Annotated in this window: 25 protein-coding genes and 1 pseudogene; 16 read left to right on the top strand and 10 right to left on the bottom strand. The window is 41.4% G+C overall.

Annotated features, from left to right (window positions below; genetic code table 11):
• Window positions 1-98: 98 nt before the first annotated feature.
• The 4 genes from FHS10_RS07655 to ubiE all read right to left on the bottom strand — a co-directional run bounded on the left by FHS10_RS07655 (window position 99) and on the right by ubiE (window position 3,107).
• The gene (locus FHS10_RS07655) at window positions 99-548 is read right to left on the bottom strand and encodes a GatB/YqeY domain-containing protein (RefSeq protein WP_259089111.1); all 450 of its coding nucleotides are present in this window, start codon (window positions 546-548) and stop codon (window positions 99-101) included.
• A gap of 176 nt (window positions 549-724) precedes the next feature.
• The gene (locus FHS10_RS07650; RefSeq protein ID WP_259089110.1) at window positions 725-1,483 is read right to left on the bottom strand and encodes an SDR family oxidoreductase; all 759 of its coding nucleotides are present in this window, start codon (window positions 1,481-1,483) and stop codon (window positions 725-727) included.
• Window positions 1,484-1,638: 155 nt separating this feature from the next.
• A complete protein-coding gene (gene porT, locus FHS10_RS07645) occupies window positions 1,639-2,379 on the bottom strand; it encodes a type IX secretion/gliding motility protein PorT/SprT (RefSeq protein ID WP_344757722.1) in 741 nt (246 codons plus the stop codon).
• Complete coding sequence (gene ubiE / locus FHS10_RS07640) at window positions 2,376-3,107, bottom strand: bifunctional demethylmenaquinone methyltransferase/2-methoxy-6-polyprenyl-1,4-benzoquinol methylase UbiE (protein ID WP_259089108.1); 732 nt, start codon at window positions 3,105-3,107, stop codon at window positions 2,376-2,378. Before ubiE ends, porT begins: the two co-directional genes overlap by 4 nt.
• 521 nt (window positions 3,108-3,628) lie before the next feature.
• On the opposite strand from ubiE, the gene FHS10_RS07635 reads away from it, so the two are divergent.
• Together FHS10_RS07635 and FHS10_RS07630 are read left to right on the top strand one after the other, a co-directional pair.
• On the top strand, window positions 3,629-5,002 hold the full coding sequence (locus tag FHS10_RS07635; protein WP_259089107.1) for a Gfo/Idh/MocA family protein: 1,374 nt from the start codon (window positions 3,629-3,631) through the stop codon (window positions 5,000-5,002).
• A gap of 222 nt (window positions 5,003-5,224) precedes the next feature.
• Window positions 5,225-5,959: a 3-keto-disaccharide hydrolase gene (locus tag FHS10_RS07630; protein ID WP_259089106.1), complete on the top strand. Its 735-nt coding sequence runs from the start codon at window positions 5,225-5,227 to the stop codon at window positions 5,957-5,959.
• A gap of 388 nt (window positions 5,960-6,347) precedes the next feature.
• Here the strand turns inward: FHS10_RS07630 and FHS10_RS07625 are convergent, their stop codons facing one another.
• Entirely contained in the window at window positions 6,348-6,839 is a 492-nt protein-coding gene (locus FHS10_RS07625; RefSeq protein ID WP_259089105.1) for a VOC family protein, read from the bottom strand.
• A 285-nt stretch (window positions 6,840-7,124) separates the two neighbouring features.
• Here FHS10_RS07625 and yihA point away from each other — a divergent pair, with 285 nt between their 5' ends.
• From yihA to FHS10_RS07600, 5 genes are all read left to right on the top strand, one after another.
• Window positions 7,125-7,748 carry a ribosome biogenesis GTP-binding protein YihA/YsxC gene (gene yihA, locus FHS10_RS07620; protein WP_259089104.1) on the top strand — a complete coding sequence of 208 codons (624 nt, stop codon included), beginning with the start codon at window positions 7,125-7,127 and terminating at the stop codon, window positions 7,746-7,748.
• Window positions 7,749-7,754: 6 nt separating this feature from the next.
• Window positions 7,755-8,609: a UbiA-like polyprenyltransferase gene (locus FHS10_RS07615; RefSeq protein ID WP_259089103.1), complete on the top strand. Its 855-nt coding sequence runs from the start codon at window positions 7,755-7,757 to the stop codon at window positions 8,607-8,609.
• Window positions 8,597-9,202 carry a Crp/Fnr family transcriptional regulator gene (locus tag FHS10_RS07610; RefSeq protein WP_259089102.1) on the top strand — a complete coding sequence of 202 codons (606 nt, stop codon included), beginning with the start codon at window positions 8,597-8,599 and terminating at the stop codon, window positions 9,200-9,202. Before FHS10_RS07615 ends, FHS10_RS07610 begins: the two co-directional genes overlap by 13 nt.
• Before the next feature lie 230 nt (window positions 9,203-9,432).
• Window positions 9,433-10,365 (top strand): NAD-dependent epimerase/dehydratase family protein, encoded by a 933-nt coding sequence (locus FHS10_RS07605; RefSeq protein ID WP_259089101.1) that lies wholly within the window; start codon window positions 9,433-9,435, stop codon window positions 10,363-10,365.
• A 210-nt stretch (window positions 10,366-10,575) separates the two neighbouring features.
• Window positions 10,576-12,276: a M3 family oligoendopeptidase gene (locus FHS10_RS07600; RefSeq protein WP_259089100.1), complete on the top strand. Its 1,701-nt coding sequence runs from the start codon at window positions 10,576-10,578 to the stop codon at window positions 12,274-12,276.
• A 215-nt stretch (window positions 12,277-12,491) separates the two neighbouring features.
• Here the strand turns inward: FHS10_RS07600 and FHS10_RS07595 are convergent, their stop codons facing one another.
• Window positions 12,492-12,896, bottom strand: a complete 405-nt coding sequence (locus FHS10_RS07595; RefSeq protein ID WP_259089099.1) for a LiaF transmembrane domain-containing protein — start codon at window positions 12,894-12,896, stop codon at window positions 12,492-12,494.
• A gap of 202 nt (window positions 12,897-13,098) precedes the next feature.
• On the opposite strand from FHS10_RS07595, the gene FHS10_RS07590 reads away from it, so the two are divergent.
• Both FHS10_RS07590 and FHS10_RS07585 read left to right on the top strand, forming a co-directional pair.
• Window positions 13,099-14,385 (top strand): flavin monoamine oxidase family protein, encoded by a 1,287-nt coding sequence (locus FHS10_RS07590; protein ID WP_259089098.1) that lies wholly within the window; start codon window positions 13,099-13,101, stop codon window positions 14,383-14,385.
• Window positions 14,386-14,503: 118 nt separating this feature from the next.
• Window positions 14,504-15,205, top strand: a complete 702-nt coding sequence (locus FHS10_RS07585; RefSeq protein WP_259089097.1) for a L,D-transpeptidase family protein — start codon at window positions 14,504-14,506, stop codon at window positions 15,203-15,205.
• Window positions 15,206-15,295: 90 nt separating this feature from the next.
• Here the strand turns inward: FHS10_RS07585 and FHS10_RS07580 are convergent, their stop codons facing one another.
• Window positions 15,296-16,291 carry a fumarylacetoacetate hydrolase family protein gene (locus FHS10_RS07580; protein WP_259089096.1) on the bottom strand — a complete coding sequence of 332 codons (996 nt, stop codon included), beginning with the start codon at window positions 16,289-16,291 and terminating at the stop codon, window positions 15,296-15,298.
• 490 nt (window positions 16,292-16,781) lie between these two features.
• On the opposite strand from FHS10_RS07580, the gene FHS10_RS07575 reads away from it, so the two are divergent.
• The 7 genes and pseudogenes from FHS10_RS07575 to FHS10_RS07550 all read left to right on the top strand — a co-directional run bounded on the left by FHS10_RS07575 (window position 16,782) and on the right by FHS10_RS07550 (window position 22,807).
• On the top strand, window positions 16,782-17,936 hold the full coding sequence (locus FHS10_RS07575; RefSeq protein ID WP_259089095.1) for a homogentisate 1,2-dioxygenase: 1,155 nt from the start codon (window positions 16,782-16,784) through the stop codon (window positions 17,934-17,936).
• Between the two features lie 58 nt (window positions 17,937-17,994).
• A complete protein-coding gene (hppD, locus tag FHS10_RS07570; protein WP_259089094.1) occupies window positions 17,995-19,143 on the top strand; it encodes a 4-hydroxyphenylpyruvate dioxygenase in 1,149 nt (382 codons plus the stop codon).
• Between the two features lie 88 nt (window positions 19,144-19,231).
• Entirely contained in the window at window positions 19,232-19,468 is a 237-nt protein-coding gene (locus tag FHS10_RS07565; RefSeq protein ID WP_259089093.1) for an HMG-box domain-containing protein, read from the top strand.
• Window positions 19,469-19,494: 26 nt separating this feature from the next.
• Window positions 19,495-19,746 (top strand): annotated as a pseudogene (locus FHS10_RS29290) (type II toxin-antitoxin system RelE/ParE family toxin); the annotation flags it as partial.
• Window positions 19,747-19,773: 27 nt separating this feature from the next.
• Complete coding sequence (locus tag FHS10_RS07560) at window positions 19,774-20,238, top strand: YciI family protein (protein ID WP_259089092.1); 465 nt, start codon at window positions 19,774-19,776, stop codon at window positions 20,236-20,238.
• Window positions 20,239-20,922, top strand: coding sequence for a DNA alkylation repair protein (locus FHS10_RS07555; protein WP_259089091.1), 684 nt, complete (start codon window positions 20,239-20,241; stop codon window positions 20,920-20,922).
• Between the two features lie 403 nt (window positions 20,923-21,325).
• Window positions 21,326-22,807 carry a PAS domain-containing sensor histidine kinase gene (locus FHS10_RS07550; protein ID WP_259089090.1) on the top strand — a complete coding sequence of 494 codons (1,482 nt, stop codon included), beginning with the start codon at window positions 21,326-21,328 and terminating at the stop codon, window positions 22,805-22,807.
• 245 nt (window positions 22,808-23,052) lie between these two features.
• Here FHS10_RS07550 and FHS10_RS07545 read toward each other — a convergent pair whose 3' ends face one another.
• The 3 genes from FHS10_RS07545 to FHS10_RS07535 form a co-directional block, all read right to left on the bottom strand.
• Entirely contained in the window at window positions 23,053-24,033 is a 981-nt protein-coding gene (locus FHS10_RS07545; protein ID WP_259089089.1) for a type I phosphomannose isomerase catalytic subunit, read from the bottom strand.
• A 58-nt stretch (window positions 24,034-24,091) separates the two neighbouring features.
• Window positions 24,092-25,042 (bottom strand): DUF5655 domain-containing protein, encoded by a 951-nt coding sequence (locus FHS10_RS07540; RefSeq protein ID WP_259089088.1) that lies wholly within the window; start codon window positions 25,040-25,042, stop codon window positions 24,092-24,094.
• 83 nt (window positions 25,043-25,125) lie between these two features.
• On the bottom strand, window positions 25,126-26,355 hold the full coding sequence (locus FHS10_RS07535; protein WP_259089087.1) for an NADP-dependent isocitrate dehydrogenase: 1,230 nt from the start codon (window positions 26,353-26,355) through the stop codon (window positions 25,126-25,128).
• Window positions 26,356-26,441 lie beyond the last annotated feature (86 nt).

The following is a 26,441-nucleotide window of genomic DNA, read 5'->3' as shown; positions in this document are numbered from 1 at the left end:
TTAATCCGCTATAAAATTAGTTTATTGCGAACGAGTTTCAGCAATTATAGTAATAATTTATCAATGTAGATATTAAGCTTATATTGATAAATTATTGATTAACCCAACAGTTGCCTTACAATTTCAGAGATAGTTTTACCATCGGCTTTGCCGGCAAGTTCTTTATTGGCCATACCCATAACCCTGCCCAGATCTTTGGTTGAGGTGGCTCCTATCCTGCCGATTAAGTCCTGTAAATAGCCTTCAATTTCAAAGCGGTTCATCTGTTGCGGCAGGTACGGCTCAATTACACGCATCTCTTCCATTTCAATCTCGTACAGATCTTCGCGGTTTTGCGTTTTGTAAATATCGGCCGATTCTTTCCGTTGTTTAATCAGTTTTTGAAGTACCTTGATCTCACCTTCTTCGGTGAGTTCATCAGCAGCTCCTTTTTCTGTTTTGGCCAGTAACAAAGCCGATTTAATGGCGCGCAAACCCCTTAAACGGTCTGGCTGTTTAGCTAACATAGCCAGCTTTATATCCTGGTCTATTTGTGTGATTAGTGACATTATTTTGATTTTAGATGTGCAGATTTCAGATGTGCAAATGTGTTTCCAAATGTGCAAATTTCAGATGTGCAAATGTGCAGATTAATTTTAATGAGTGCATAATTGACTTGTTGTAGTGCGACCGAACATTATCAAATTTATCAAATCACTCATCTGCACATCTGAAATCTGCACATCTAGTGTCTGAATATATTAGTTGCCGTTGCTTGCGCGGTTGGCATAATTACCAGGTCGTTGATGTTTACGTGCGCCGGGCGCGATGCTACAAACCAAATGGTTTCGGCAATATCCTGGGCTATTAATGGCTCAAAACCATCGTAAACTTTTTTAGCCCGTTCCCTATCACCTTTAAAGCGCACTTCCGAAAATTCGGTTTCAACAGCGCCTGGATGTACAGCGGTAACCCTTATACCAAACGGCAGCAGGTCAGCCCGCATGCCTTTATTTAAGGCATCAACGGCGTGCTTGGTGGCACAGTATACGTTACCGTTTGGATAAACCTCTTTACCTGCTATTGAACCTAAATTGATGATATGGCCCTTGCCGTTATCAATCATCCAGTTTGATACCACCTTGCTTACGTAAAGCAAGCCTTTTATGTTGGTATCAATCATGGTTTCCCAATCATCAATATCGCCTTTTTGGATGGGATCAAGTCCCTGGCTTAAGCCGGCGTTGTTAACCAGCACATCAACATTTTTCCATTCGGCGGGGAGCTCATTCAGGTTTTCGATAACCTCGGCACGGTTGCGCACATCAAATGACATGGCCGTAACCTCTACATTGTATTTATCATTCAAATACGATGCAACCTTATTAAGCCTGTCCTCGCGCCTCCCGGTTAAGATCAAATTATAACCTTCACGCGCAAACACATGCGCGCAAGCCTCGCCTATACCAGCGGTAGCACCTGTTATTAAAGCAATTTTACTCATAGTAGTAGGATAACTATGGCAGCGAAATTATGTTTTTTAGTTTGAATTATTGTCTTGTAAGGGTAATAAGCCCCGCCCAAACCCGCCCCGAAAGGGAGGGCTTTAAAAAAAAAACACAAAAGTCTCCCCTTCCGGGGGAGATTTAGAGGGGGCTCCTACTCAAAAAATAAACTAAACATTACCGTATGTAACGATAGCTTGCTTATTGGTGCCGCAAAAGGATGATCTTCGGCTACAAGGAGGTTACCAAATGAGTTGGAGATTTTGATTTGGGGCGATAGCTTAAAATATTCGAAATAAATATCGCAGCCAATACCGGCTTCATAAGAACTAAAGCCGCATACATTTTTAACGGCTTTATCAAGCGGATCGAGGTTGGCTTCGCTCTTTTTGGAGCCAATGGCCTGGGTATATTTAACACCGCCCAGGATGTAAGCCCTGAAATCGCCAAGGCGATCTGACTTGAGCTTGAATGATAGCGGAATTTCAAACGAGGTGGTTTGTATCTGCTTCACCTGGTTTTGATCGGGGTTGGCGTAGGTGTACGTCAAATTTCTATCGGCAAAAACCAACGATGGTGTGCTGCGCACTTCAAAATGCTCGGTTAATGTATACCTGGCTATAAAACCTATGGCAAAACCCGGTGTACTTTTTGAGCTGATGCTGTTTACCGAATCTGTAATATAAGTGCCCGTGCCTTTATCAAAGAAAGGACTGCGCCAGTTTGGCTTTTTGGTGATCTTAAAATCGCTGGCTACGTAACTGAAGCTAAAACCCCAGCTTAGATCAACCTGGTCGGCACCGCCACCCCATGCAGGTACATTTTCGTGTTGAGCCATTAAAAACTGGCTGCAAAACATAAAGCATACAAGTAAAAGGTAGCGGGTTTTAATCATTTAACGCCTGTATATATAGAACAAATACCAAACGCCAAAGGCCTTTGTTTGGTATTTTTAAAGCCTACTTTATCCATCAAAGCAACAAAATTTTTCCCATCCGGGAAAGCGGCAACAGACTCGGGCAGGTAACTGTACGCCCTTGCATCTTTACTAAACAGCTTACCAATGCCGGGGGTAATGTAGTTGAAATAAAAGTTATAAAGCTGCTTAACAGGAAATGTCTTCGGTTTTGAAAATTCCAATACCACCGCTTTTCCCCCAGGTTTTAGCACCCGTTGAATATCGGCCAGGCCAACTTCCAGGTTCTCAAAATTGCGTACGCCATAGGCAACCGTAACCGCGTCAAACTCGGCATCGCCAAAAGGCAGTTTTTCCGAGTCGCCAAGTTTTACACCAAATTTATCGCCAAGGCCACGTTTTTCAATTTTTTGCTCGGCAATATCCAGCATACCACGTGAAATATCCACGCCAATAATGCGCTCTGGTTTCAGGATTTTTAAAGCCTCAAAAGCAAAGTCGCCGGTACCAGTAGCTACATCAAGGATCAGTTTAGGCTGATCTTTTTTCAATTCGTTAATAGCCTTTTTACGCCAGATGATATCGATACCCAAGGACATGAAGTGGTTCAAAAAATCATACGTTTTGGATATATTGTTGAACATATCTGCCACCTGTTCTTTTTTGGTAGCCTGCTCGTTATTGTAGGGAGTTATGGTTTTGCTCATTTTGATAGTAGCGGCAAAGATAGTGATTGTATATTGATTGTTTTATCGGGATGGATTAAGTTGACGGGGAAATCGCTTTTAGAACCGGGCAGCGGGCATAATGAAAAACTAACCAAGGACGACTCACCCCGACTCGGCTTCGCCCGTCTTCCCCTCTCTCCGACTGCGTCGCATAGGGGGGACGGAAAATTCCCGTTTGTTTTTTAAGCCCTCTTTGCGGCTTGCCGGAGAGAGGGCGGTCCAGCGAAGCGTTGACCGGGTGAGTAGTAACAGCCGTAAAGAGCACACCGTAAAGTACGAAAAACCCGCCTTTGTCATTTTTCTTTCGAACACTTAGGTTTTAAACCCCATCGCTTTTAAATGATAAATACTTAAAAGACGCTCTTTGAATGTAAAGTCAATTCACTAATTTTAAAAACCAATCCTGTTTAAACCAACGCTCTATTGCCATCCTGTTATAGGAGGTTATATTTTATAGTTTCTCACAAATTAATTTTAGTATAAAGTTCATTTCCTTATCTATGAAAGAAAAACAAGAATCCTCGCGCCGCAGTTTCATCAAAAAATTAACTACCACAACAGCCGCGGTGGCTGTGGGCAATAGCCTGTTTGCCGCCGGTAACACTGTTAAACCCTTTGCCATACTCAAACGCCAATTAGGCTATGAGTATAATGATCAGATCAATATTGCCCTGATTGGTGCCGGCGGCATGGGCAACAGTGATACCGATACCGCGCTGAAAGTACCGGGCGTAAAGTTGGTTGCCGTTTGCGATTTGTATGATGGCCGCTTAAAAGATGCCAAAACCAAATACGGCGCGGATATTTTTACCACTAAAGTTTATAAAGAGATCCTGAACCGCAAAGATATCGACGCGGTGATTATAGCCACGCCCGATCATTGGCACCAGCAAATTTCTGTTGATGCCATGCATGCCGGCAAACATGTGTATTGCGAAAAACCGATGGTACATGCCATAAGCGAAGGTCCGGCGGTGATTAAAGCACAGCAGGAAACCGGCAAAATTTTCCAGGTGGGCAGCCAGGGCGTATCCTCATTAGGGAACGAGAAAGCACATGAGCTATTAAAAAGTGGTGCTATCGGTCAGCTTAATTATGCCGAGGGCTTTTGGGCCAGGCGCGAACCGCTGGAGGTTTGGCAATACCCTATCCCGGCAGATGCATCAACCCAAACTGTAGATTGGGAAACCTACATCAGCAATACCAAAAAACGCGATTATGACTCCAAGCGCTTTTTCCGCTGGAGAAATTATACCGATTACGGCACAGGCATGGCCGGCGACTTATTTGTGCACCTGTTTTCGAGCCTGCATTTTATTACCGATTCGATAGGGCCAAATAAGATCTACGCATCTGGCGGTTTACGTTTCTGGAACGATGGCCGCGAAGTACCTGATGTGTTGTTAGGCACTTTTGATTATGGCAAAACGCAGGCGCATCCGGCCTTTAATCTATCGTTACGTTGCAACTTTGTGGATGGCACCAGCGGTACCACCTATTTAAAACTGGTAGGCAGCGAGGGATCGATGGATATTACCTGGGATAAAGTAACCCTTAAACGCAATAAAACCTTTGCCAGCGACGATCCTTTTTACCTGGACAAATTGAAAAAAGCGGGTGTTGGCTATGCCGAGCGCAAAAAGATGTTGCCGCCCGAAGAGATCACTTACGATGCCGACAAAGGTTATATGGGCGGCCCTTATGATCATATGGTCAACTTTTTTACCGCCATCAGGAACAATGGCAAAGTAACCGAGGATGCCATTTTTGGTTATCGCGCCGCCGCCCCTGCCCTGCTTTGTAATGATAGCTATTACAAAGATAGCCCCATGTTTTGGGACCCTGAGAGAATGCAGGTGGGGAAAAAGAATTAAGAGTCAAGAATCAAGAGTTGAGACAAAAATCGCTTACTGGAATAAATATTCACGCAAAGGCGCTAAGCGCAAAGATTTTAAGTTTTTACTTGGCGGCCTTTGCGCCTTTGCGCGAAAAAAATCTTAACCTTCCCTGTACCCTCGGGGTCTCTCCAAAGGAGGACCCTGAGGCGGGTCGGAACTGAATCATAGTAGAAAAGTACATACCTATCCAATAAACTTATGAAACAACAATTAAAAAAGCTCGGCCTAATTATGGCAGCCGCGGCGGTGGTTTGTGTGCAAACGTCGGCAGTAGTAGTAAAAGTGCCGCCACATGTAAAGGTGACTGCTAAAAAAAGTAACTGGGTTAATCTGTTTGACGGTAAAACCTTAAAAGGCTGGCACAGTTTCAATAAAACCACACCTGTAAAAAACTGGACCATTATTGACGGTGCTTTGGTTTGCCTTGACGCTGCCGAAGGCGATACCGGCGGCGATATTGTTACTGATAAAGCCTACACCAACTTTGAGCTGGAATGGGAATGGAAAATTGATAAAGGCAGCAACAGTGGAGTATTATATCACGTAATTGAAGATGCTAAATATCACTCCACCTACGCCACCGGCCCAGAATACCAAATCATTGACGATGAAGGCTGGCCCGACAAACTGGAAGAATGGCAAAAAAACGGCTGCGACTATGCCATGCACCTGCCCAACACCTTAAAAAAGGTGGAACCAATCGGCAAATGGAACATCAGCAAAATAGTATTTAACAACGGTCATGTGGAGCATTGGCTTAACGGATCGAAGATCATTGCCTTTGAAGCCTGGACCGATGAATGGAACAAAAAGAAAGCCGAAGGCAAATGGAAAGATTATCCCGACTATGGCACCGCTAAAACGGGTCTCATTGCCTTGCAGGACCATGGCCATAAAGCTTATTTCAGGAACATCAGGATCAAGGAACTATAACACGATTAAACGATTTAGCAGATGAGCTAAAATTTTAGCTTAGCGTAGCAGTTTACATCGCAGGTGCATCTATAAAAACTGCTCCGCATGTTGCAAAATCCAGCAGTAAAGCGCAAAATTTTGCTTATATTTGATGGTATAAAATAACCCGGTCGTCTGTAAAAGATGATCGGGTTATTTGGTTAAAAGAGGTAGCCATTTTACAAGACCTAAACTTATTTAAACATCTAATTATCAAAATATTAAATACTTTTTAAAGTTTATAAAAGGGTATAGTTTGGATGAGTTTGGTAATAGTTAAGTGCGCAGCAGGTTACCCATAAGGTGCCGGAAAGGTATCCGCGAGGTTTCGTAAGGGTCAAAAAGCTTACTTTAAAAAGTTTGGCTATCAGCCTTTAATAGTTGCCAGTAAGCCTTCAATATCCAGGCGGCGGGTAAACATGGTCATCTCGCCAAGTTCGTTGGTCGGCCATAGTTCTTTAGGTCGGTCCCAGTATAGTTCAACACCGTTCTGGTCGGGATCGTTCAGGTAGATGGCTTCGGATACGCCGTGGTCTGATGCCCCGGTGATTGGGTACTTTGCATCGATCAGTCTTTGCAATATCAGGGCAAGGTCCTTACGTTCGGGGTAAAGAATAGCGGTATGATATAAGCCCGGCGCATATTCCGGCGCGGGCGATGCCCCCTTACTATGCCAGGTGTTTAAACCAATGTGGTGATGATATCCCCCGGCCGAAATAAATGCAGCCTGGTCGCCGTACATCAGCATTTTATCAAAGCCGAGCAGCCCACAATAAAAATCAAGGGATTTTTGCAGGTCGCTTACCTTTAAATGAACGTGACCGATGCGGGTTTGGGCGGGTATTTTATAATCTTCCATTGTTATATGTTGTTGAAAGGTTGTAAAGTTGTAATGTTACAAGGTTATTGAAACCCAGATGCTTTAATTTAGTAAAGTTAACCAGGATTCTGATTGAATTTGTCGCCTATTTGTAAAACATGTTTAAACATTTATTTTGTGGAGAATTGTTCCTCATCTTTGAAATAACAACATTTCAATTTTATAACATTCAAACGTTACTGCAAGAATAACAAACATTTCAACTTTACAACATTACAACATTACAACAAGAACAACAACAAACAAAAACCCTACCTTTGCAGCATGATTGTTAAAACAGCCGAATTTATTTGCAGCAATACCCAAATCAGTAAGTTACCTCCTCCTGTAAAGGCCGAGTACGCTTTTATAGGTCGCTCAAATGTGGGCAAATCTTCGCTGATCAATATGCTTACCGCAAAAAAGGGACTGGCAAAAACATCGCAAACCCCGGGTAAAACACAGTTGATTAACCATTTTTTTATAAATGATTCCTGGTACATTGTGGATTTGCCTGGTTATGGCTATGCACGTGCATCTAAAACAAATAAAGCTAACTGGAACAAATTTATCCATAACTACCTTGATAAACGCGAAAGTCTGCAATGCGTAATGGTGCTGATTGACAGCCGCCTTGAGCCACAAAAGATCGATCTTGAGTTTTGCAACTGGCTGGGCGAAAAAGGATTGTCGTTTGTATTGGTTTTCACCAAAGCCGATAAACAATCAAGCGTAAAAACAGATCAGAATATTGCTAAGTTTAAAAAATCACTAACCGAAACATTTGAGGAATTTCCGCAATACTTTGTAACCTCGTCTGAGCTACAATCTGGCAGGGATGAGATTTTAGGGTTTATTGATAATATTAATAAGAGTTTTGTAATACCGCATTTTGAACCAAGAGACTAACAGCAAATGAAAAAATACCTTTCATTAGTAACCTTTACGCATACCATTTTTGCCATGCCGTTCGCATTCATCGGCTTTTTTTTGGCGATAACTACTACTGAACACACCTTCGACTGGAAAAAACTTGTGCTGATGGTGCTATGTATGATCTTTGCCCGAAACTCAGCCATGGCCTTTAATCGTTACCTGGATAGGGATATCGATGCCCAAAACCCACGTACCAAACAACGCGATATCCCCGCAGGCCGGATCAGCGCGCCGGCGGCTTTAACATTTACCCTGATCAATTGCGGGCTGTTTATCGCGGCTACTTTTTTTATCAACCCGTTATGCTTTTACTTATCACCAATTGCTTTATTTGTGGTCATGGGTTATAGCGCTACCAAACGTTTCACCGCCCTTTGTCATTTGGTATTAGGTCTGGGTTTATCCTTAGCCCCTATTGGCGCCTATTTAGTAGTTACCGGCGCGTTTGCCTTAACACCAGTATTTTTCTCGCTCTCTGTTTTATGCTGGGTAAGTGGTTTTGATATCATTTACGCTCTACAAGATGAAGATTTCGACCGCAGCCAAAACCTGCACTCTATTCCGGCATACCTTGGTAAAGTGAACGCTTTAAGGCTTTCTACATTTTTACATGTTCTTTCGGCCCTGTTTATTATGATGCCGGTGTTATTTACCCACGTAGGTATCCTGTATTATGTAGGTATCCTGTTCTTCTGCTCCATGCTGATATACCAACACCTGCTGGTAAAACCAACCGACCTAAGCCGGGTTAACTTTGCCTTTATGACCACCAATGGTATAGCCAGCGTGGTATTCGCGGTTTTATTTTTACTGGATAGGATATGGACCCGCTAACAGCCCTCCAAAAATTCAGGGAGCATGTAGAAACCTATGTGCCCATGAATGATATGGAATGGCAGGCATTAGCGCCACATTTGGAGGTAAGCATCCTCAAAAAAAAGAAAAACTTTGCCGAACCAGGCAAAATTTGCAACCACATAGGCCTGGTTGTTAAAGGCGCAGTGCGCTATTTTTTAGTAAAGGATGGCGAAGAAATAACCGGTTATTTTAGCTTTGAGAATGAACTACTCAGCTCATACAAAAGCTTTTTAACCCGCCAGCCTGGCGAAAACTATATACAGGCACTGGAAGATAGCCAGATAGTTACCTTAAGTTACAGAGCTATCCAACAGGTTTACGACGATGAATTTATCGGCCGTAAAATGGAACGCTTTGGCAGGCTGATAGCCGAGCAATACCTGATTTGTTACGAAGACCGCGTAAACGCATTTGTAACCCAAACACCCGAAGAACGCTACAGCAAACTTATTGAAACCGGCGGTGAGGTATTGCAGCGCATCCCACAACATTATATAGCCAATTTTTTGGGGGTCACCCCTGTTTCGCTTTCGCGGATAAGGCGGAGGATCATGAAGATAAGCGCTTAAGAAAGCTTAAAGCAGAAGGCTTAAAGCAAAAAGCAAAACTCAATGATAACAGTACCTCATTATGTGATTCATCATCAACCACAACTTTATCTGCATATCTGAAATTTGAAATCTGCATATCAAATCCTATCAATCCTGCTTAATCTATAAATCGTGTTTTTCTTATCTTTTGTTAACGTTTTGGCTTACAAGCCCGCTATACCTTTGTTATACACAAAACGAAAAAGATCATGCACACTATATTAGGAGCCGGCGGTCCGGTGGCAAATGCCCTAACCCGCGAATTAATGAACGCCAACGAAACCATCCGCTTGGTTAGCCGCAAACCCGTTAACACAACCGGTAAAAACATAACCTGGCAAAAGGCCGATCTACTGAATTACGATGAGGTTTTATCGGCAGCAAAAGGATCAACCATCATTTACCTGGTAGCAGGATTGATTTATGATAAAGATGTATGGAAGCAGCAATGGCCCATCATTATGCAAAACGTTATCAACGTAACCAAAGCCACAGGTGCCCGCCTTATATTTTTTGACAATGTTTACATGTATGGCCTGGTTGATGGCGCTATGATGGAGGATACACCTTATCACCCGGTCAGTGTGAAAGGCACCGTCCGCGCAGGTATTGCCGATATGCTGATGGCCGAAGTAAAAGCGGGGAAAATCAACGCCACTATAGCACGTGCGCCAGACTTTTATGGTACCGACTCAACCAACAGCTTTATTGATATGATGGTGCTCAGCAAATATGCCGCCGGCCAATCCGCGCAATGGATAGGCGACGCAAGCAAAAAGCACAACTTTATTTTTATTGAAGATGCAGGTAAAGCGATGTATCTGCTGGGCAAAAAACCCGACAGTGCTAACCAGGTCTGGCATTTGCCAACGCCGCCTGCCATTACCGGCAAACAGTTTATTGAAATTGCAGCAAATGTTTATAAAGTTAACCCGAAGTTTTTCAGCATTAAAAAATATATGTTGTGGCTAATAGGCCTGTTTCAAAAAGTGGTAATGGGCACGGTAGAAATGTATTACCAGTATGACCACGACTATATTTTTGACAGCAGCAAGTTCGAAAAAGCCTTCAACTTTAAACCTACCAGTTACAAGGACGGGATTACCGAAATGTCGAAAACGCTGTATAAGCCGAAGGCATAGTCCGTAAGTCGGGAAAGTCCGGGAAGTCCGAAAGTAGTGAGGCCTGGGAACCTCAGCCCCCCAGTATCCAGAAGATCAAATACATTGATTAAATCAACCACATTTTTTCAATCTTTCGGACTTTTCCAACTTTCGGACTTCCCGGACTTTCCCGACTTTCCGACTAAATCTGCATATTTGCATACACGCATATTTGCACATCTAAAAATTATGATCCACAAAAAAACAAGAAAATATATCCCGGCTAAGCTTGATATTACCTGGGAAATCCTTGAGCCTTTTTATAAAGAATTATTGGAACGCCCTATTAATTCGGTTAAAGAACTGGAAAAGTGGCTGCATGACAGGAGCGAACTGGAAGCTGCATTAGAAGAAGATTCGGCCTGGCGCTATATCCGCATGACCTGCGATACCAACAGTGAAGAACTGCTGCAAAGTTTCCAATATTTCGCTACAGAGATATCACCCAAAATTGCGCCTTATGATAATGAGCTGAACAAAAAACTGGTAGCCAGCGCATATATCGATCAGCTTGACGGCGAAAAATATTTTATCTTTTTGCGGGCGATCAAAAAATCATTAGAACTGTTCCGCGAAGAAAACATCCCGGTACAAACCGAGATCCAGGTGGAGCAACAAAAATACCAGTCGATAACCGGTGCGATGTCTGTCCATATTGATGATAAGGAATTTACTTTAGAGCAGGCTTCGGTATTTTTAAAAGGAACCGACCGTGCCAAACGCCAGGAGGTTTGGGAGAAAATAACAGCCCGCCGCTTACAGGAAAAAGATACTTTAGATACCCTTTTTGATCACCTGCGTAAATTGCGCCATACCGTTGCTTTAAATGCGGGTTTTGAAAACTTCAGGGACTATATGTTCCAGGCGTTGGGCAGGTTTGATTATACCCCACAGGATTGCTACGCCTTTCATGCGGCTATTGAAACAGAAATTGTGCCTATCCTGCGTGTGCAGGCCGAAAAACGTAAAACAGCCCTTGCCCTACCGGCTTTAAAGCCATGGGATATGGATGTTGATGTATCGGGCAAACCGGCTTTAAAACCGTTTAATAACGGCAGCGAACTAATCGAAAAATCTATCCAATGCTTCGCCAATATCAATAGCTACCTGGGCGAACGTTTGGAGATCATGAAAGAAAACAACCTGTTTGATGTAGAAAGCCGTAAAGGCAAAGCACCGGGCGGTTATAATTACCCGTTATCAGAAACCGGCGCGCCGTTCATTTTCATGAATTCGGCCAATACCTTCCGCGATCTGACTACCATGGTTCACGAAGGAGGCCACGCGGTACATACCTTTTTAACTGCCGACCTGGAACTAAACGATTTTAAACATTGCCCTTCAGAAGTTGCAGAATTGGCTTCTATGTCGATGGAGTTGATTTCGATGGATAACTGGGACGTGTTTTTTGATAACGAAGAAGACCTGAAACGTGCTAAACGCGATCAGCTTTTTGATGTGTTGAAAACCTTGCCATGGGTAGCCGTTGTCGACCAGTTTCAGCACTGGATCTATACCAACCCTGATCATACTGACGCCGACCGTCGCGCAGCCTGGATGGAGATCTATGAGCCATTTGGCGCAGGCTTTGTTGACTGGAGCGATCATCCTGATGCCGAGGCTAATTTATGGCAAAAACAACTGCATATTTTCGAGGTTCCGTTTTATTACATCGAATATGGCATGGCCCAACTTGGCGCTATAGCCGTTTGGAAAAACTACAAGGAAAACCCCGAAAAAGGATTGCAGCAATACCTTGATGCTTTAAAGCTTGGCTATACCAAAACTATCAAAGAAATTTACGAAACTGCCGGTATCAAATTTGATTTCAGCGCTGCTTACGTGAAGGAATTAGCTGAGTTTATAAAGGGGGAGATGGATAAGATATAAGGGTTATTAAATGTAGAGACGCAATATTTTGCGTCTCAGGCTATACAGAGCGACTTTACAGAGACATTTCCTAATCGATTGATTTGCATGCGGGAGACGCAAAATATTGCGTCTCTACATTGTTCTTCATTGTATCTTCAACAATTTTTAGCCCAAATAAAAAGGAAGAAACCTTCCAGTTTCTCCCTTAAATCAAACTATTAAAACTAAATCAATTACATTTTGGGTTCGGCGGCTTTATCAAAATGGAAGGTTTCTTTTTTGTTGTCAAAGTAGTAGGCTTCCTTTTGTTTCTTAGGTTTTAATACCAGCCAGGTGCCAAAGCCCATGATGACTATAGGCCAAACAATACGATCGGCACCATCAAAGTTATTGTCAATTAAACAGGCCACGCCAATCAGCATAATGATCATCCATGATGGTTTTCTAAAATTGTATTTAGCCCCCATGTATGCGCCCCAGGCAATCATCCACATTGGCCAGCTAAATAGCCAGTCGGGGATAAAAAACAATTGAAACTGATCTACCAGTAATATAGCTCCTATTACTAATAAAATAACCCCGGCGGCAACTTTGCCATTGTTTGGGGTTTCTACTGGGGTGTTTATATCGTTGTTCATCGTTGTAAGTATTAAAATTATACCCTAAAAGTACGGCGGCATTCAAAGCACAACAATAGAATACTGGCAGTACAACCAAACTATCCGGTAAGCAAAAGGATTTTATCGGTGAAAGCGGCAGATCATTTCGCCGGAATTTTGGCCTTAAAACCACATTACACCATATTTGTATATAAAACATGGCTTTAAGCCAACATCTATCATGACAGATACCGATATAATCATCATAGGCGCAGGTGCCGCCGGTTTAATGGCCGCGCGTACATTGGCCAAAGCAGGCAAAAAAGTAATTGTGCTGGAGGCGCGTGACCGTATCGGCGGCCGCATCCACACGATTAAGCACGGCCCATCGCAGCAGATAATGGAGTTGGGTGCCGAATTTATCCATGGCGATTTACCGGTTACGCAATGTTTGTTGGAGGAGGCAGGCATCCAGTATCATCATGCCAGCGCCAATATGTACAAATACGAAAACGGCAGTTTTACTACCGGCGGGCCATTTGTAGAGCATTGGGACCAACTCATAGAAAAGCTCAACGCACTTGAACAGGATATCACCATTGACGATTTCCTGCAACGGGAATTTAGTGCCGATGAATACCAGGGTACGCGCAAAATGGTGCGTCAATACGTATCTGGCTATGACAACGGCGATCCGGCAAAAGCAAGCTCATTTTCCTTACGGAAAGAGTGGCAGGCCGAGGATATGGGCGCTCAATATCGCATTGAAGGAGGTTATGTAAGCCTTGTTAACTATTTAGCTGACGAAATAAAGCAAGCCGGCGGACAGATCCACTTAAACGCCATTGCAAAACAAATTGAGTGGCAGCAAGCCAAAGTAAAAATCACTACTGATACCGATGCAGTTTACAAGGCCACGCAGCTGCTCATAGCGCTCCCACTGGGCGTTTTACAAGCGGATGCAAGCAAAATAGCATCGTTGAGCTTTAAACCCGAAATACCGGAGCTTAGCAAGGCTACTGCCGCTATGGGTTTTGGAGCGGTGATAAAGGTATTGCTTGAGTTTAATGAAGCGTTTTGGATAAACGAACAAACCAGAGATATGGGTTACCTTTTCAGTGAGCAGGAAATCCCCACCTGGTGGACACAGCACCCGGAATATGCTAATGTACTAACAGGCTGGCTTGGCGGGCCTGATGCTGCCGCAAAGATTCATACCTCAAACAACGAGGTATTAGCCCAAAGCTTAAACTCGTTAGCTAACATTTTCAATTACGATATCGATAAGCTAACGGAAAAACTCCTTAGCTGGCAGATAGTGAACTGGACTGCCTATGAATTTACCCTTGGCTCCTATGCTTATGATACCATAGCAGCCGACCGGGCCCGCAAGATCATATGCCAACCCATACAGGACACCATCTTTTTTGCCGGCGAATACCTTTACGAAGGCACAGCAATGGGCACGGTAGAAGCCGCCTTAACCACCGGATTACGCATGGCAGAACGGGTATTAAATTTTGAATAATTTAATTAATCATTTAACACCGCATAACTATCTAACAGCTTAAGATATCAGAATTTAATTCTTAATAAAACAAAATAAACAAATTAAAATTTCGTTATTGATAGAAAAATCCTTATCAATGTCGAAGTTATTCTGCTCTCTGCTGATTTCCTGCTTTATGGTGATTGGCCCCAAGCATGATCTACCCGATAGCAAACGTGCAAGTGACGTGCGGTTCAACGTGTGGCCAAAACTGCAAATGGAATTAAGCAATAAAGGCTTCAAAACCATTACTTCAATCTACATCCGCATATTTAAAGACCAGAACGCCCTGGAGGTTTGGGTCAAAAACGGTCCTACATATAAACTGTTTAAAACTTACGAAATTTGTTATTACTCGGGCAACCTGGGCACTAAAACCAAGAGCGGCGACAATAAAAGCCCGGAGGGGTTTTATACCATTGAGCCTAAGCAGCTAAACCCGGTAAGCAATTATTACCTGGCTATCAACGTTGGTTACCCAAACAAATTAGAACGCCTAAAAGGTTACACCGGTGATGCCATCATGATCCATGGGCATTGTGCGTCCATAGGCTGTTATGCCATGACCGACCCTCGAATTGAAGAAATTTACACCCTGGTTTATAAAGCATTTGAAGGTGGCCAGCAAAAAGTAAATCTTGATATCTTTCCGTTCAGGATGGATGCCGCGCACATGAGTTTTTATGCGCATCAACCCTACACAGCGTTCTGGAAAACATTAAAACCCGGTTATGATAGGTTTGAGAAAACACATGTGCCTGCAGATTATCATATTAAAGGGAATGAATATGCTTTTTGAAAACGACGAAAGACTTACGAAGTTTTGAAAACTTCGTAAGTCTGGGATCTACAACTTGCTATTGATAAAGGAACAACAACACTTTCCCTGTTACTTCTTCAACCCCAATATTGAAAAATCTTCCTTTGCTTTGGTAATGATATTACCCAGCATGCCCAGGCCCGTTACTTCCATTTCAACCAGATCGCCAGGTTGCAGCCACTGAGTTTGGTAATTGGCATCATTTAATAATCCGGTTCCGTTAAGTTCCAGGAAACAACCTGTGCCAACCGTACCAGAACCTATTACGTCACCAGGCAATACATCGCAACCGTAGGCGCAGCGTTCAATGATCTCGGCAAAAGTCCATTCCATATCGGCCAGGTTACCTGCCGATACCTGCTTACCGTTAACTGCGCATTTCATGGTTAGGTTATAGGCATTACCGGTATGACCAGGTTTAGCGTCAACTTTATATTTTTCCAGTTCATCGGGCGTTACCAGCCATGGACCAAGTACCGTCGAAAAATCTTTTCCTTTTGCAGGACCAAGGTTCAATAACATTTCTTCCATTTGCAGGGTGCGGGCGCTCATATCGTTCATGATCATGAAGCCTGCAATAAAACCATCCGCTTCTGCCGCTCTTATGTTGCGGCCTTTTTTATTAAGCACCACGGCAACTTCCAATTCAAAATCAAGTTGTTTAAAATGATCTGGCATACACTCAATTTCACCGGTGCCTTGTATGGCGTTATGGTTGGTAAAGTAAAATACCGGGTATTGGTCAAACTCTGGGATCATGGGTACATTGCGGTTACGGCGTGCGGTCTCCACGTGCTGCCTGAAGGCATAAGCATCCCTGCATGACGATGGATGCGGTACCGGGGCCATCAACTCAAAAAACAGTTCCTCTTTGGCTTCCATCTTGCCCCTGCTTATAGCAGCATGTACTTTACGCGCATGATCCATCAATTCATCGCCACCCCACAAAAATTCGTTCATATTATCCGGGATCAGCTTATCGCAGGAGTTGAGATTGTAAATATGGCCATTGATAAAAATGCCCAAATGCTCCCGGTCTTCGGTTTTGTAGGATACTAATTTCATAGATTATAATGGTTGGTTATTTCAAAGCTAATGAATTGAATTTGAAGATTTGAAAATTTGAAGATTTGAAAATTATTTCTTAGTACCCAGAACCTTCCGGTAATTTTCAAATTCTCAAATCTTCAAATTCTCAAATAAAAAAACTAACTTCGTATTGTATAAACCATGAGCATCCAAAAACATTTTTATTTTTCCCTGGGGCTTACCTCAATGAGCGATGCATCATCATTCAGGGATGCTATGCTTGCTAAAGCCGTATTGGCTCAATACTAACTCTTGTTGCAAGGTTTAAAAGTTCAAATGTTGTAAAGCTATCGACGTTTTGATTTGAGTGTAATAAAACATTTCAACTTTCAATCATTTGAGCCTTAAAACTTTCCCCCATACTAAACTGTTAATTATTTGAAATCCTTTAAAACGACAAAGGCAACTTTGTAACTTTAAAACATTTCAACTTTCCAACAGCACTACTTAACCAATTTAAAACACCATGCCTGTATATCATTCATTAGGAGCTATTCCGCCTAAGCGGCATACGCAATTCCGTAAGCCCGATGGTACACTTTATGCCGAAGAACTGGTATCTACCGAAGGTTTTTCGAGCCTTTATTCGCTGGTTTATCATGCCTATCCGCCTACTATTGTTAAAACTTTGGGCGAGCCGTATAGCGTTGAACCCAAAATAGCGCGCGAAAAGCACTTGAAACATACCAGCCTCATCGGTTTTAACGTACAGCCCGAAGATGATTACCTGCAAAGCCGTAAGCCTGTGCTGGTAAACAGCGATCTGCATATTTCGCTGGCCGCCCCGCGTCAGTCAATGACAGATTATTTTTACAAAAATAGCCAGGCCGATGAGGTGGTTTTTATTCACGAAGGTTCGGGAACGCTAAAAACGGGCTTTGGCAATATCAAATTTCAATATGGCGACTACCTTGTGATTCCGCGCGGTACCATTTACCAGATGGAATTTGACAGTGCCGATAACAGGTTGTTTATCATTGAAAGCTTCAGCCCTATCCGCCCGCCAAAACGCTATCGTAATCAATACGGGCAACTGATGGAGCACTCCCCCTATTGCGAGCGTGACATCAAACGCCCTGCCGACCTAAAAACCTACGATGAGCATGGCGATTTCAAAATCCTCATCAAAAAACAAGGACTTATATACCCATACATCTACGGCACACACCCTTTTGATTTTATTGGCTGGGATGGCTTCCATTACCCCTGGGCGCTATCTATTCATGATTTTGAACCCATAACCGGCAGGCTGCACCAGCCACCGCCTGTGCATCAAACCTTTGAAGGCAATAATTTTGTCATTTGCTCTTTTGTACCCCGTAAGTTTGATTATCACCCGCTATCTATTCCTGCCCCGTATAACCATAGCAATGTAGATAGCGACGAAGTTTTGTATTACGTTGATGGCGATTTTATGAGCCGTAAAAGCGTGGTAAAAGGGCAGATCACGCTACATCCAGGGGGTATCCCGCACGGCCCACATCCGGGTTCGGTAGAAAAATCAATAGGCAAAGAATCAACAGACGAATTGGCCGTAATGATAGACCCCTTCAGGCCGCTGATGCTGACCGAAGATGCTATTAAAATTGAGGACGAGAATTATTATAAAAGCTGGCAATAGCCCCACCCAAACCCTCCCCGGAAGGGAGGGCTTTAAGAAAACTAAAAAAAACACTACAATGCAAACTATAGATAAAATAAATAAAAAAGTCTCCCCTACAGGGGGAGATTTAGAGGGGGCTGACTTTTTACCCTTAAACGGTACAGATTATGTTGAGTTTTACGTAGGCAACGCCAAGCAGGCAGCCCACTTTTATAAAACCGCTTTCGGTTTCCAGGATCTGGCTTATGCCGGACCGGAGACTGGGGTACGCGACCGCGCATCCTATGTTTTACAACAGGGAAAGATCAGGATAGTATTAACCACTCCACTGCATTCAGATCACCCGATAGCCGAACACGTTAAAAAACATGGCGATGGCGTAAAGGTGTTAGCCTTATGGGTAGATGATGCTTACGATGCGTTTGAACAAACGGTTAGCAGGGGTGCTGAACCGTACCAGCAGCCAGCCACACTAAGCGATGAAAATGGCGAAGTACGCAGCAGCGGCATTAAGCTTTATGGCGAGACCGTTCACCTTTTTATCGAACGTAAAAACTACAGGGGATTATTTTTACCTGGCTACGAAAGACACGAAACCAAGTATAATCCTACCGATACCGGCTTATTATATGTTGACCACTGTGTAGGCAACGTAGGCTGGCATAAAATGAACGAATGGGTTAATTTTTATGAAGAAGTTTTAGGCTTCAAAAACATTTTAACCTTTGACGATAAAATGATCTCGACCGAGTACTCGGCTTTGATGAGCAAGGTAATGAGCAACGGCAACGGTTACGTTAAATTCCCTATTAATGAGCCGGCCGAGGGCAAAAAGAAATCGCAGATTGAAGAATACCTTGAATTTTATGAAGGCGAGGGTGTACAGCACTTAGCCCTGGCAACACATGATATAGTTGCTACAGTAACCGAATTACAAAGTCGTGGCGTTGAATTTTTAACCGTTCCAACATCCTATTACGATGAACTGACCAACCGCGTTGGCCATATTGATGAAGACCTTGGACCGCTAAAACGATTAGGCATTTTGGTTGACCGGGACGATGAAGGTTATCTGTTGCAGATATTCACCAAACCCATTGAAGACAGGCCTACCCTTTTCTTTGAAATTATTCAGCGTAAAGGAGCCAAATCATTCGGCGCCGGCAATTTCAAAGCACTGTTTGAGGCTATTGAGCGTGAACAGGAATTGAGAGGGAATCTTTGATAAATTGCCTCAGATTTTAAGCCGGGCTTTGCCCGGCTTTTTTGTTATTGAAAAGATTTTTGTAATTTAACTTTGTTAATCAAGAGCTATGAACATTAAAGAAGATTTCCATCATTTAATAGAAACTATTGATGATGAGCAACTTTTAAAAGGCAATTATCAACTTATACAACAGTTAAATAATAACCAAACCGGTAATTTGTGGAAAAACCTGAGTGAAACTGAAAAACAAGAGTTGTTACTGGCCTATGATGAAAGCTTCGAGGAGAAGAATTTGGTAAGCCACGAGCAGATGAAACAGCAGCATGATAAATGGCTAAAGTAATCGTTTAGAACCAAAGAGCAAGCACCAGTTTTAATTTAATTATCGAGTATCTTCAACAAGAATGGAGTGATAATGTAACCAGGAACTTTGTTACCCGAACTTATAGGATAATAGACATCATTGCTCAAAACCCTGAAATAGGTACATTAGAAAACGAGGAAAAACAAATCAGGGGTTTTGTTATAACCAAACACAATACCTTGTTTTATAGAATTGAAGGAGATAGATTAATACTATTAGCTTTTTTGACAATAGAAGACATCCAAAAAAAGGTCTGAAATATAACAATCTAATGCCCCCATTTCATGAAAAAACTTACCCTGCTTATCACTTTTATTTTTATTGGTATTGCTTGTTTTGCTCAAAAACCAACAAAACCTGTTTACGACGCAGCCCTTGCCAAGAAGCTGGGCGCGGATAAATTTGGGATGAAAAGGTATGTGATGGCCTTTTTAAAGGAGGGGCCAAACCGGCTAAAGGATTCAGCAGCAAGAATGGAGCTGCAAATGGCACATCTAAAGAATATCTCAAAACTGGCCGACGAAGGTAAATTAGTGGTGGCAGGTCCGTTTTTAGATGACCAGTCTATAAAGGGCATCTTTATTTTTAACGTGACAACCCTTGAAGAAGCCAAAACACTTACCGAAACCGACCCGGCTATAAAAGCGGGGGCGTTGATAATGGAACTACATCCGTTTTATTGCTCGGCCGCGTTAATGGAAGTTGTAAAAATTCATCATACGCTTGAAAGTGAAAATTTTTCTGACTAAATGCAGGTTGAAAAAATTATAGCCCTCCTGAAGCAACGGGCTAATCCAGATTATCTCGCGGGGATGCAACGCTTCGGCATTGATAACTCCCAGGCATTGGGCGTTAAACTGCCGGATATACGTAAAATAGCTAAAGGCATAACAAAAGATCATAACCTTGCTCTTGAACTTTGGGTTACCGGTATTCATGAAGCCCGCATTTTAGCATCCCTGGTGGATGATCCGGCCATGGTTACAGAACAACAAATTGATAACTGGACAGAAGATTTCCATTCCTGGGACCTTTGCGACCAGCTATGCGGGAATCTGTTTGATCGTACGCCATTTGCCATAACCAAAGCCATTGAATTTAGTGCCCGCACTGAAGAGTTTGTAAAACGCGCGGGGTTTGTATTAATGGCCGAATATGCCGTGCACAATAAGAAGGCAACAAATGAGGCATTTATACCCTTTTTTGCGGTCATAGAACGTGAAGCATGGGACAATCGCAATTTTGTAAAAAAGGCTGTTAATTGGGCGTTGAGGCAAATTGGCAAAAAAAATGAGATTTTAAAAGCAGAAGCTATAAATACCGCAGAGCGCATCAGCACACAAAATCATAAATCTGCTAAATGGATAGCCAGCAACGCTTTAGCAGAACTAAAAAAAACAATTTCCAGTCAAACAACTATAAAGTGCCTGTAAAATAGGACATTAATATCAAACATTAACCAATTTGGGCATTTTGTAACCTTTTTATTTTTTTTTGTGGAAATTGTTTCACCTACGATATTATAAGTTTTTTCAATCCTCATTTGTCGTTTAAACATTAAAAAGCTAATAAAATTCCTGAAAATATTTTTTTCGAATCGATTTTCATTATAATTACTTAAATTTTAAAGATTATAATTATTTTGTAATTATCAGTATTTGAATGATTTATAATCAAGCCAAATCTTATATTTGGAATCCCCTAATTACTATAAAATTCTACGCGATATACAAAACAAATACAACTAACGGTTGTAAATGGGGTGGTTTCATAATTGTGGCACATATTTTACTATTAGCTTGTGTCAATAACTGAGTAAAGGGGTTTATTTAAAATATGAGTTTTTCTGAAGGGCATAAATTTTCTGATGATAGCAAGCAACACCTTGCTCAAATTATTGATAACATTAATGCCGGCATTTGGGAATATAATATTACTACAAAAAATATTAAATGGTCCTGGGGGTTTTATACCATTTTAGGTTATGAACCGGGAGAAATAGAGTGCTCAAATCATGTTTTTTTTGAGCACCTGCTTTATCATCAGGATAAACCTTCTTTTTTAGCTGCCTTAAATCATCAACAGCTGGCACCTTCTAATTCTTTGCAAATAAGGCTTCTTACAAAAACATCTGGTTATCACTGGTTTGAGAGCACAATAAAAAAACACAACGACGAAACCGGTCATATCATTTATGGCTCCATCATCAATATTAATCAATATAAACAAGCGCAAATTCAAGCCGCTTATAATGATCTTGTTTATAATGAGTCTATCAGGATTGCTAAACTGGGAAGTTGGGAAATTAGTACCCATTCTATGGGGCTATCAATATCAAAGCAACTTTATGACATCTTCGAATTACAAAGTCATGTTAAACTATCTTTAGAGGAAGCCATCAGTTTTTTTGAGCCTCAGCACCGCCCCGTGATAAAAAACGCCATTGATAATGCCATTGAGTTTTGTCAGCCTTATGAGTTGGAATTGCTTTTAAGATCGGCAAAAAACAACGTTATATGGGTAAGGGCCAAGGGGATACCTGTTATTGATGATTTTGGAAAATGCATCAACATACGCGGTATTATACAGGATGTTGATAACAAAAAAAGAAAAACACTGGCGCTTGAATCGTCCCTCAATTTGTTGACAGACCAAAACCGCCGGTTGCAAAACTTTGCCTACATCGTATCCCATAACTTACGGTCGCACACTGGTAATTTACAATTTATGGTAAAACTTCACCAGGAGACTGAAGTTGACGAAGATCGCGCAGAGATCTTCTCGCACATCAAATCCATCAGCGACAGTTTGAATACCACTATTGATCATTTAAATGAGATAGTTAAGATTCAAACCGAAATTGGCAATGAAAGAACTATAATAGATTTTGAAACACTATTCAAAAACATTACATCTGCCCTTAAAAGCAATATAGAAGCCCTTGATGCCCAAATAAACTACGATTTTAACAAATGCCCGCAAATAAGCTACATACCGGCTTATATGGAGAGTATTTTGCAAAACCTGCTCACTAACTCACTAAAATACAGCTCGCCAGAAAGAAGCCCGGTTATTAAATGTTATACATTAAAAGAGCGCGAGCATATTTATCTCATTTTTGAAGATAATGGGATAGGCATTGATATGGAACGTTATGGCGATAAAATATTCGGAATGTATAAAACTTTCCATCAAAACCCTGATGCTAAAGGAATTGGACTATTCATAACCCGTAACCAGATTGAGGCCTTGGGTGGCAGTATAAAGGTAGATAGCACAGTAAATATTGGCACCAAATTTACGATCAGGTTGATATAATAATAATCAATAGCAGATTAAGAGTTTCCTTTCAGCACTTGCCCCCGGTAACAACAGGGGGAGTTTACACCACCTTTGCGGAAATAAAATCACAACTGGGCAAAATAATCACAATTTATGCACGTATGATTTTTCAATTAAGCTTAAAATAAGCTACAATGTTAAAATATTTATTTATTAAAAATTTCAGGCATAAAATTGCAGATATGGGTATTTACGTGTACCCATATCTGCAACCTTAGGCTTTATTCAATATAGCTTTCCAAAATTTTAAAGCTGGTAGTGGTTTCCAACTCAATTTTATCAATATTTTTTGGCAATAAAATACATTCCCCCATTTTAACAGGATACGTTTCACCGTTATAAGTTACGTTGTAAGCACCATCAACACATACATGCACCACAAAGGAATCAAGTGCCGAGTAATCTTTTGATGTGCTCTTATCAAAATCAAGTATGTTGGTGGTAAAGTAAGGGCAGCTAACTAAATGAACGGTTTCGTCTTTTTCGGGCTGATATAGGGTTTTATATTCCGGATAGTGTTTATAGTCAATTGCGGCTAATGCTTCCTGTGTATGCAGCTCGCGTTTATTTCCTTTATCATCAACCCTGTCAAAATCATAAATACGGTAGGTAATATCTGATGTTTGCTGAATTTCGGCAATCAGTAAGCCTTTACCTATGGTATGTACCCGCCCGGCAGGTAAAAAGAAAACATCGCCCGCGGTAACATTTTCTTTGTTAAGGATATCCATGATGTGGCCGCTGTTTAAAGCATTTACATACTTCTCCTCGGTCATTTCCTGTTTAAAACCAGCAATTAATGTCGATCCAGGATCTGCTTCTATAACGTACCACATTTCGGTTTTACCAAAAGAGTTGTGGCGTTTTTTGGCCAGTTCATCATTGGGGTGTACCTGTACCGATAGGTCATCATTGGCATCAATAAACTTGATGAGCAAAGGAAATATATTCCCAAAATGATCATACACCTTTTTACCCACCAATTCGTCTTTGTATTGCTCCAACAGATCGGCTAATGATTCGCCATCCAGCGCGCCGCCGTTTACCACCGAAACATCAGATTTTACACCCGAAAGCTCCCAGGTTTCACCGCAGTTTGGCAGGGTTCCAAAATCTTTATGTAAATAGGTGTTGATCTTTTGACCACCCCAAATTTTATCTTTAAATATGGTTTTAAATTTTAATGGATATAATGCCGACATGATAGTTGTTTTTTAAAATGCTAAGTTAAATAAGAAAAGGTAAAATCATTTACTCCGCTTACAGAATATCATTGTAAGACATTTCTATTAAAGGCATAATATAATGAAGTTCTTCTTCATTTTTAATACGTACCCCTCTACTCAAAGCCCACCCATGTGTATCAGGAACTTTAAAAACCTTATTATCAGGATCATCATAAACTACAGGCCTCAGGTAAATTAGAATGTGATCTTTTCTGATATGGACTTCAGCGAATGCTTTAGAAATTCTAAATCCTATATTTTGCGGATTATTTTTCCGATAAATATTTTCATCCAATTCAAAGATTTTACTCTCAAGTTGTCTATAGAGGTCTTGAACGAATTGCTGGCCTTTTTTTAATTGATTTTCTAAATTGCTCTTTAATATAATTTCAGTATCGGCATCTATTGCCTTTGAATGTGCCGGAATAATTTGCTCTTTAGTTTTAATGATTACTTTTTCCGAAGCAAAGTTTTGAGCTGCACCCAGCTTTTCATCTTCACCATTCACTTTATCTAAAACAAATAGGTCATTTTCATAATAATGAAATTTGTAGAGCTCCAACCTTAGTGGGATGACTTCCAGTGTATCAATGTCAAACTTACTATAACTCTCTGCAATGCAAACTATACGAGGATTATTCCAATCTATTTTAGGAAGATTTTCAGCACCCAATTTCTTCATAACTAATCTCTCGAAAAATTCAACTTTTTGCGCTTTAAGCCATTTAAGATATGAAAGCGCTTGATTAATAACATTATCATTTCTACTACGCTTATACTCTATAATAACAGGTGCGCCATCGGAATCTATTGCTAAAGTATCAATTCGCCCACCGTGTGTCGTTGGATATTCTGAAACTAAGAATCTCATATCCAAAACTTCCAACAAGTTTTCTTCAACTAACTTCTGTAAGGCCTTTTCTTTATCAAGAGGTAATAAATTTAATTTCTTTAGTTTTCCACTAGTATTTGAATATACAGGCATAGTTGATTGTGAATAGGTTTAAATAGTACTTACAAAAAAAGTCTGCGATGATCGCAGACTTTTTTAACTTGATTAGGCAATAATTACTTACCCAATTTAACTTTTAAGTTTTCGTCGATAGCCGCTAAAAACTCTTCGGTATATAAGTAATCTGTACCGTGCTCTACTTTTGGTTTAATGGTGATAGCCAAATCTTTGGTCATTTTACCACTTTCTACCGTTTCTATACAAACCTCTTCCAGAGCTTTGCAGAAATTGATCAGCTCCTGGTTGTTATCCAGGATACCACGGAACTCTAACCCCCTTGTCCATGCAAAGATAGACGCGATTGGGTTAGTTGATGTTGGTTTACCAGCCTGGTGCTCGCGGTAGTGGCGGGTTACTGTACCGTGCGCTGCTTCAGCTTCCATTACGGTACCATCCGGTGTAACCAAAGTTGAGGTCATTAAACCTAATGAACCAAAGCCTTGTGCAACAGTATCTGATTGTACGTCGCCATCATAGTTTTTACAAGCCCATACAAAGTTACCGTTCCATTTCAGGGCAGACGCAACCATGTCATCAATTAAGCGGTGCTCATAAGTAATACCGGCATCGGCAAATTTTTGTTTGTAATCGTTTTGATAGATCTCTTCAAAAATATCTTTAAAACGGCCGTCGTATTTTTTAAGGATGGTGTTTTTGGTTGATAAATACAAAGGCCAGCCTTTCATTAAAGCCTGGTTAAAGCACGCATGCGCAAACCCTTTGATAGATTCATCGGTGTTATACATGGCTAATGCAACGCCATCACCTTTAAAATTAAACACTTCAAATGATTGCTCGGCGCCGCCATCCTCTGGAGTGAAGGTAATAGTTAATTTACCTTTTCCTTTGGTAACAAAATCTGTAGCGCGGTATTGATCGCCAAAAGCGTGACGGCCAATGCAGATTGGAGCTGTCCAGTTTGGAACCAAACGAGGCACATTAGCCATAACAATAGGCTCACGAAAAACAGTACCATCCAAAATATTACGGATAGTTCCGTTTGGCGAGCGCCACATTTGTTTTAGGCCAAACTCTTCTACACGTTGTTCATCGGGGGTAATGGTGGCACATTTAATACCTACACCATATTTTAAAATAGCATTTGCGGCATCAACAGTTACCTGGTCGTTTGTTTCATCACGATACTCGATACCAAGATCATAGTACTTGATATCAAGATCAAGGTAAGGAACAATCAATTTATCCTTGATGAATTTCCAGATGATACGGGTCATCTCGTCGCCATCCAGTTCAACTACCGGATTTTCTACTTTAATTTTTGACATATCTAAGGTTACTTTTGTATTTAAATGGCCTCAAATATATTAATTTGACTTTATCAATCTACTGAAATAGTTCACGAAATTAATTG

It is taken from the genome of Mucilaginibacter dorajii, from assembly GCF_024808255.1.
GTDB lineage: Bacteria > Bacteroidota > Bacteroidia > Sphingobacteriales > Sphingobacteriaceae > Mucilaginibacter > Mucilaginibacter dorajii.
Note: the sequence above shows the minus strand (reverse complement) of the source record. Positions and strands in the feature narration are given on the sequence as shown.

Coding starts and splice junctions, on each gene's coding strand:
- FHS10_RS07655 (WP_259089111.1), bottom strand. CDS start 548: ATGTCACTAATCACACAAATAGACCAGGATATAAAGCTGGCTATGTTA.
- FHS10_RS07650 (WP_259089110.1), bottom strand. CDS start 1,483: ATGAGTAAAATTGCTTTAATAACAGGTGCTACCGCTGGTATAGGCGAG.
- porT (WP_344757722.1), bottom strand. CDS start 2,379: ATGATTAAAACCCGCTACCTTTTACTTGTATGCTTTATGTTTTGCAGC.
- ubiE (WP_259089108.1), bottom strand. CDS start 3,107: ATGAGCAAAACCATAACTCCCTACAATAACGAGCAGGCTACCAAAAAA.
- FHS10_RS07635 (WP_259089107.1), top strand. CDS start 3,629: ATGAAAGAAAAACAAGAATCCTCGCGCCGCAGTTTCATCAAAAAATTA.
- FHS10_RS07630 (WP_259089106.1), top strand. CDS start 5,225: ATGAAACAACAATTAAAAAAGCTCGGCCTAATTATGGCAGCCGCGGCG.
- FHS10_RS07625 (WP_259089105.1), bottom strand. CDS start 6,839: ATGGAAGATTATAAAATACCCGCCCAAACCCGCATCGGTCACGTTCAT.
- yihA (WP_259089104.1), top strand. CDS start 7,125: ATGATTGTTAAAACAGCCGAATTTATTTGCAGCAATACCCAAATCAGT.
- FHS10_RS07615 (WP_259089103.1), top strand. CDS start 7,755: ATGAAAAAATACCTTTCATTAGTAACCTTTACGCATACCATTTTTGCC.
- FHS10_RS07610 (WP_259089102.1), top strand. CDS start 8,597: ATGGACCCGCTAACAGCCCTCCAAAAATTCAGGGAGCATGTAGAAACC.
- FHS10_RS07605 (WP_259089101.1), top strand. CDS start 9,433: ATGCACACTATATTAGGAGCCGGCGGTCCGGTGGCAAATGCCCTAACC.
- FHS10_RS07600 (WP_259089100.1), top strand. CDS start 10,576: ATGATCCACAAAAAAACAAGAAAATATATCCCGGCTAAGCTTGATATT.
- FHS10_RS07595 (WP_259089099.1), bottom strand. CDS start 12,896: ATGAACAACGATATAAACACCCCAGTAGAAACCCCAAACAATGGCAAA.
- FHS10_RS07590 (WP_259089098.1), top strand. CDS start 13,099: ATGACAGATACCGATATAATCATCATAGGCGCAGGTGCCGCCGGTTTA.
- FHS10_RS07585 (WP_259089097.1), top strand. CDS start 14,504: ATGTCGAAGTTATTCTGCTCTCTGCTGATTTCCTGCTTTATGGTGATT.
- FHS10_RS07580 (WP_259089096.1), bottom strand. CDS start 16,291: ATGAAATTAGTATCCTACAAAACCGAAGACCGGGAGCATTTGGGCATT.
- FHS10_RS07575 (WP_259089095.1), top strand. CDS start 16,782: ATGCCTGTATATCATTCATTAGGAGCTATTCCGCCTAAGCGGCATACG.
- hppD (WP_259089094.1), top strand. CDS start 17,995: ATGCAAACTATAGATAAAATAAATAAAAAAGTCTCCCCTACAGGGGGA.
- FHS10_RS07565 (WP_259089093.1), top strand. CDS start 19,232: ATGAACATTAAAGAAGATTTCCATCATTTAATAGAAACTATTGATGAT.
- FHS10_RS07560 (WP_259089092.1), top strand. CDS start 19,774: ATGAAAAAACTTACCCTGCTTATCACTTTTATTTTTATTGGTATTGCT.
- FHS10_RS07555 (WP_259089091.1), top strand. CDS start 20,239: ATGCAGGTTGAAAAAATTATAGCCCTCCTGAAGCAACGGGCTAATCCA.
- FHS10_RS07550 (WP_259089090.1), top strand. CDS start 21,326: ATGAGTTTTTCTGAAGGGCATAAATTTTCTGATGATAGCAAGCAACAC.
- FHS10_RS07545 (WP_259089089.1), bottom strand. CDS start 24,033: ATGTCGGCATTATATCCATTAAAATTTAAAACCATATTTAAAGATAAA.
- FHS10_RS07540 (WP_259089088.1), bottom strand. CDS start 25,042: ATGCCTGTATATTCAAATACTAGTGGAAAACTAAAGAAATTAAATTTA.
- FHS10_RS07535 (WP_259089087.1), bottom strand. CDS start 26,355: ATGTCAAAAATTAAAGTAGAAAATCCGGTAGTTGAACTGGATGGCGAC.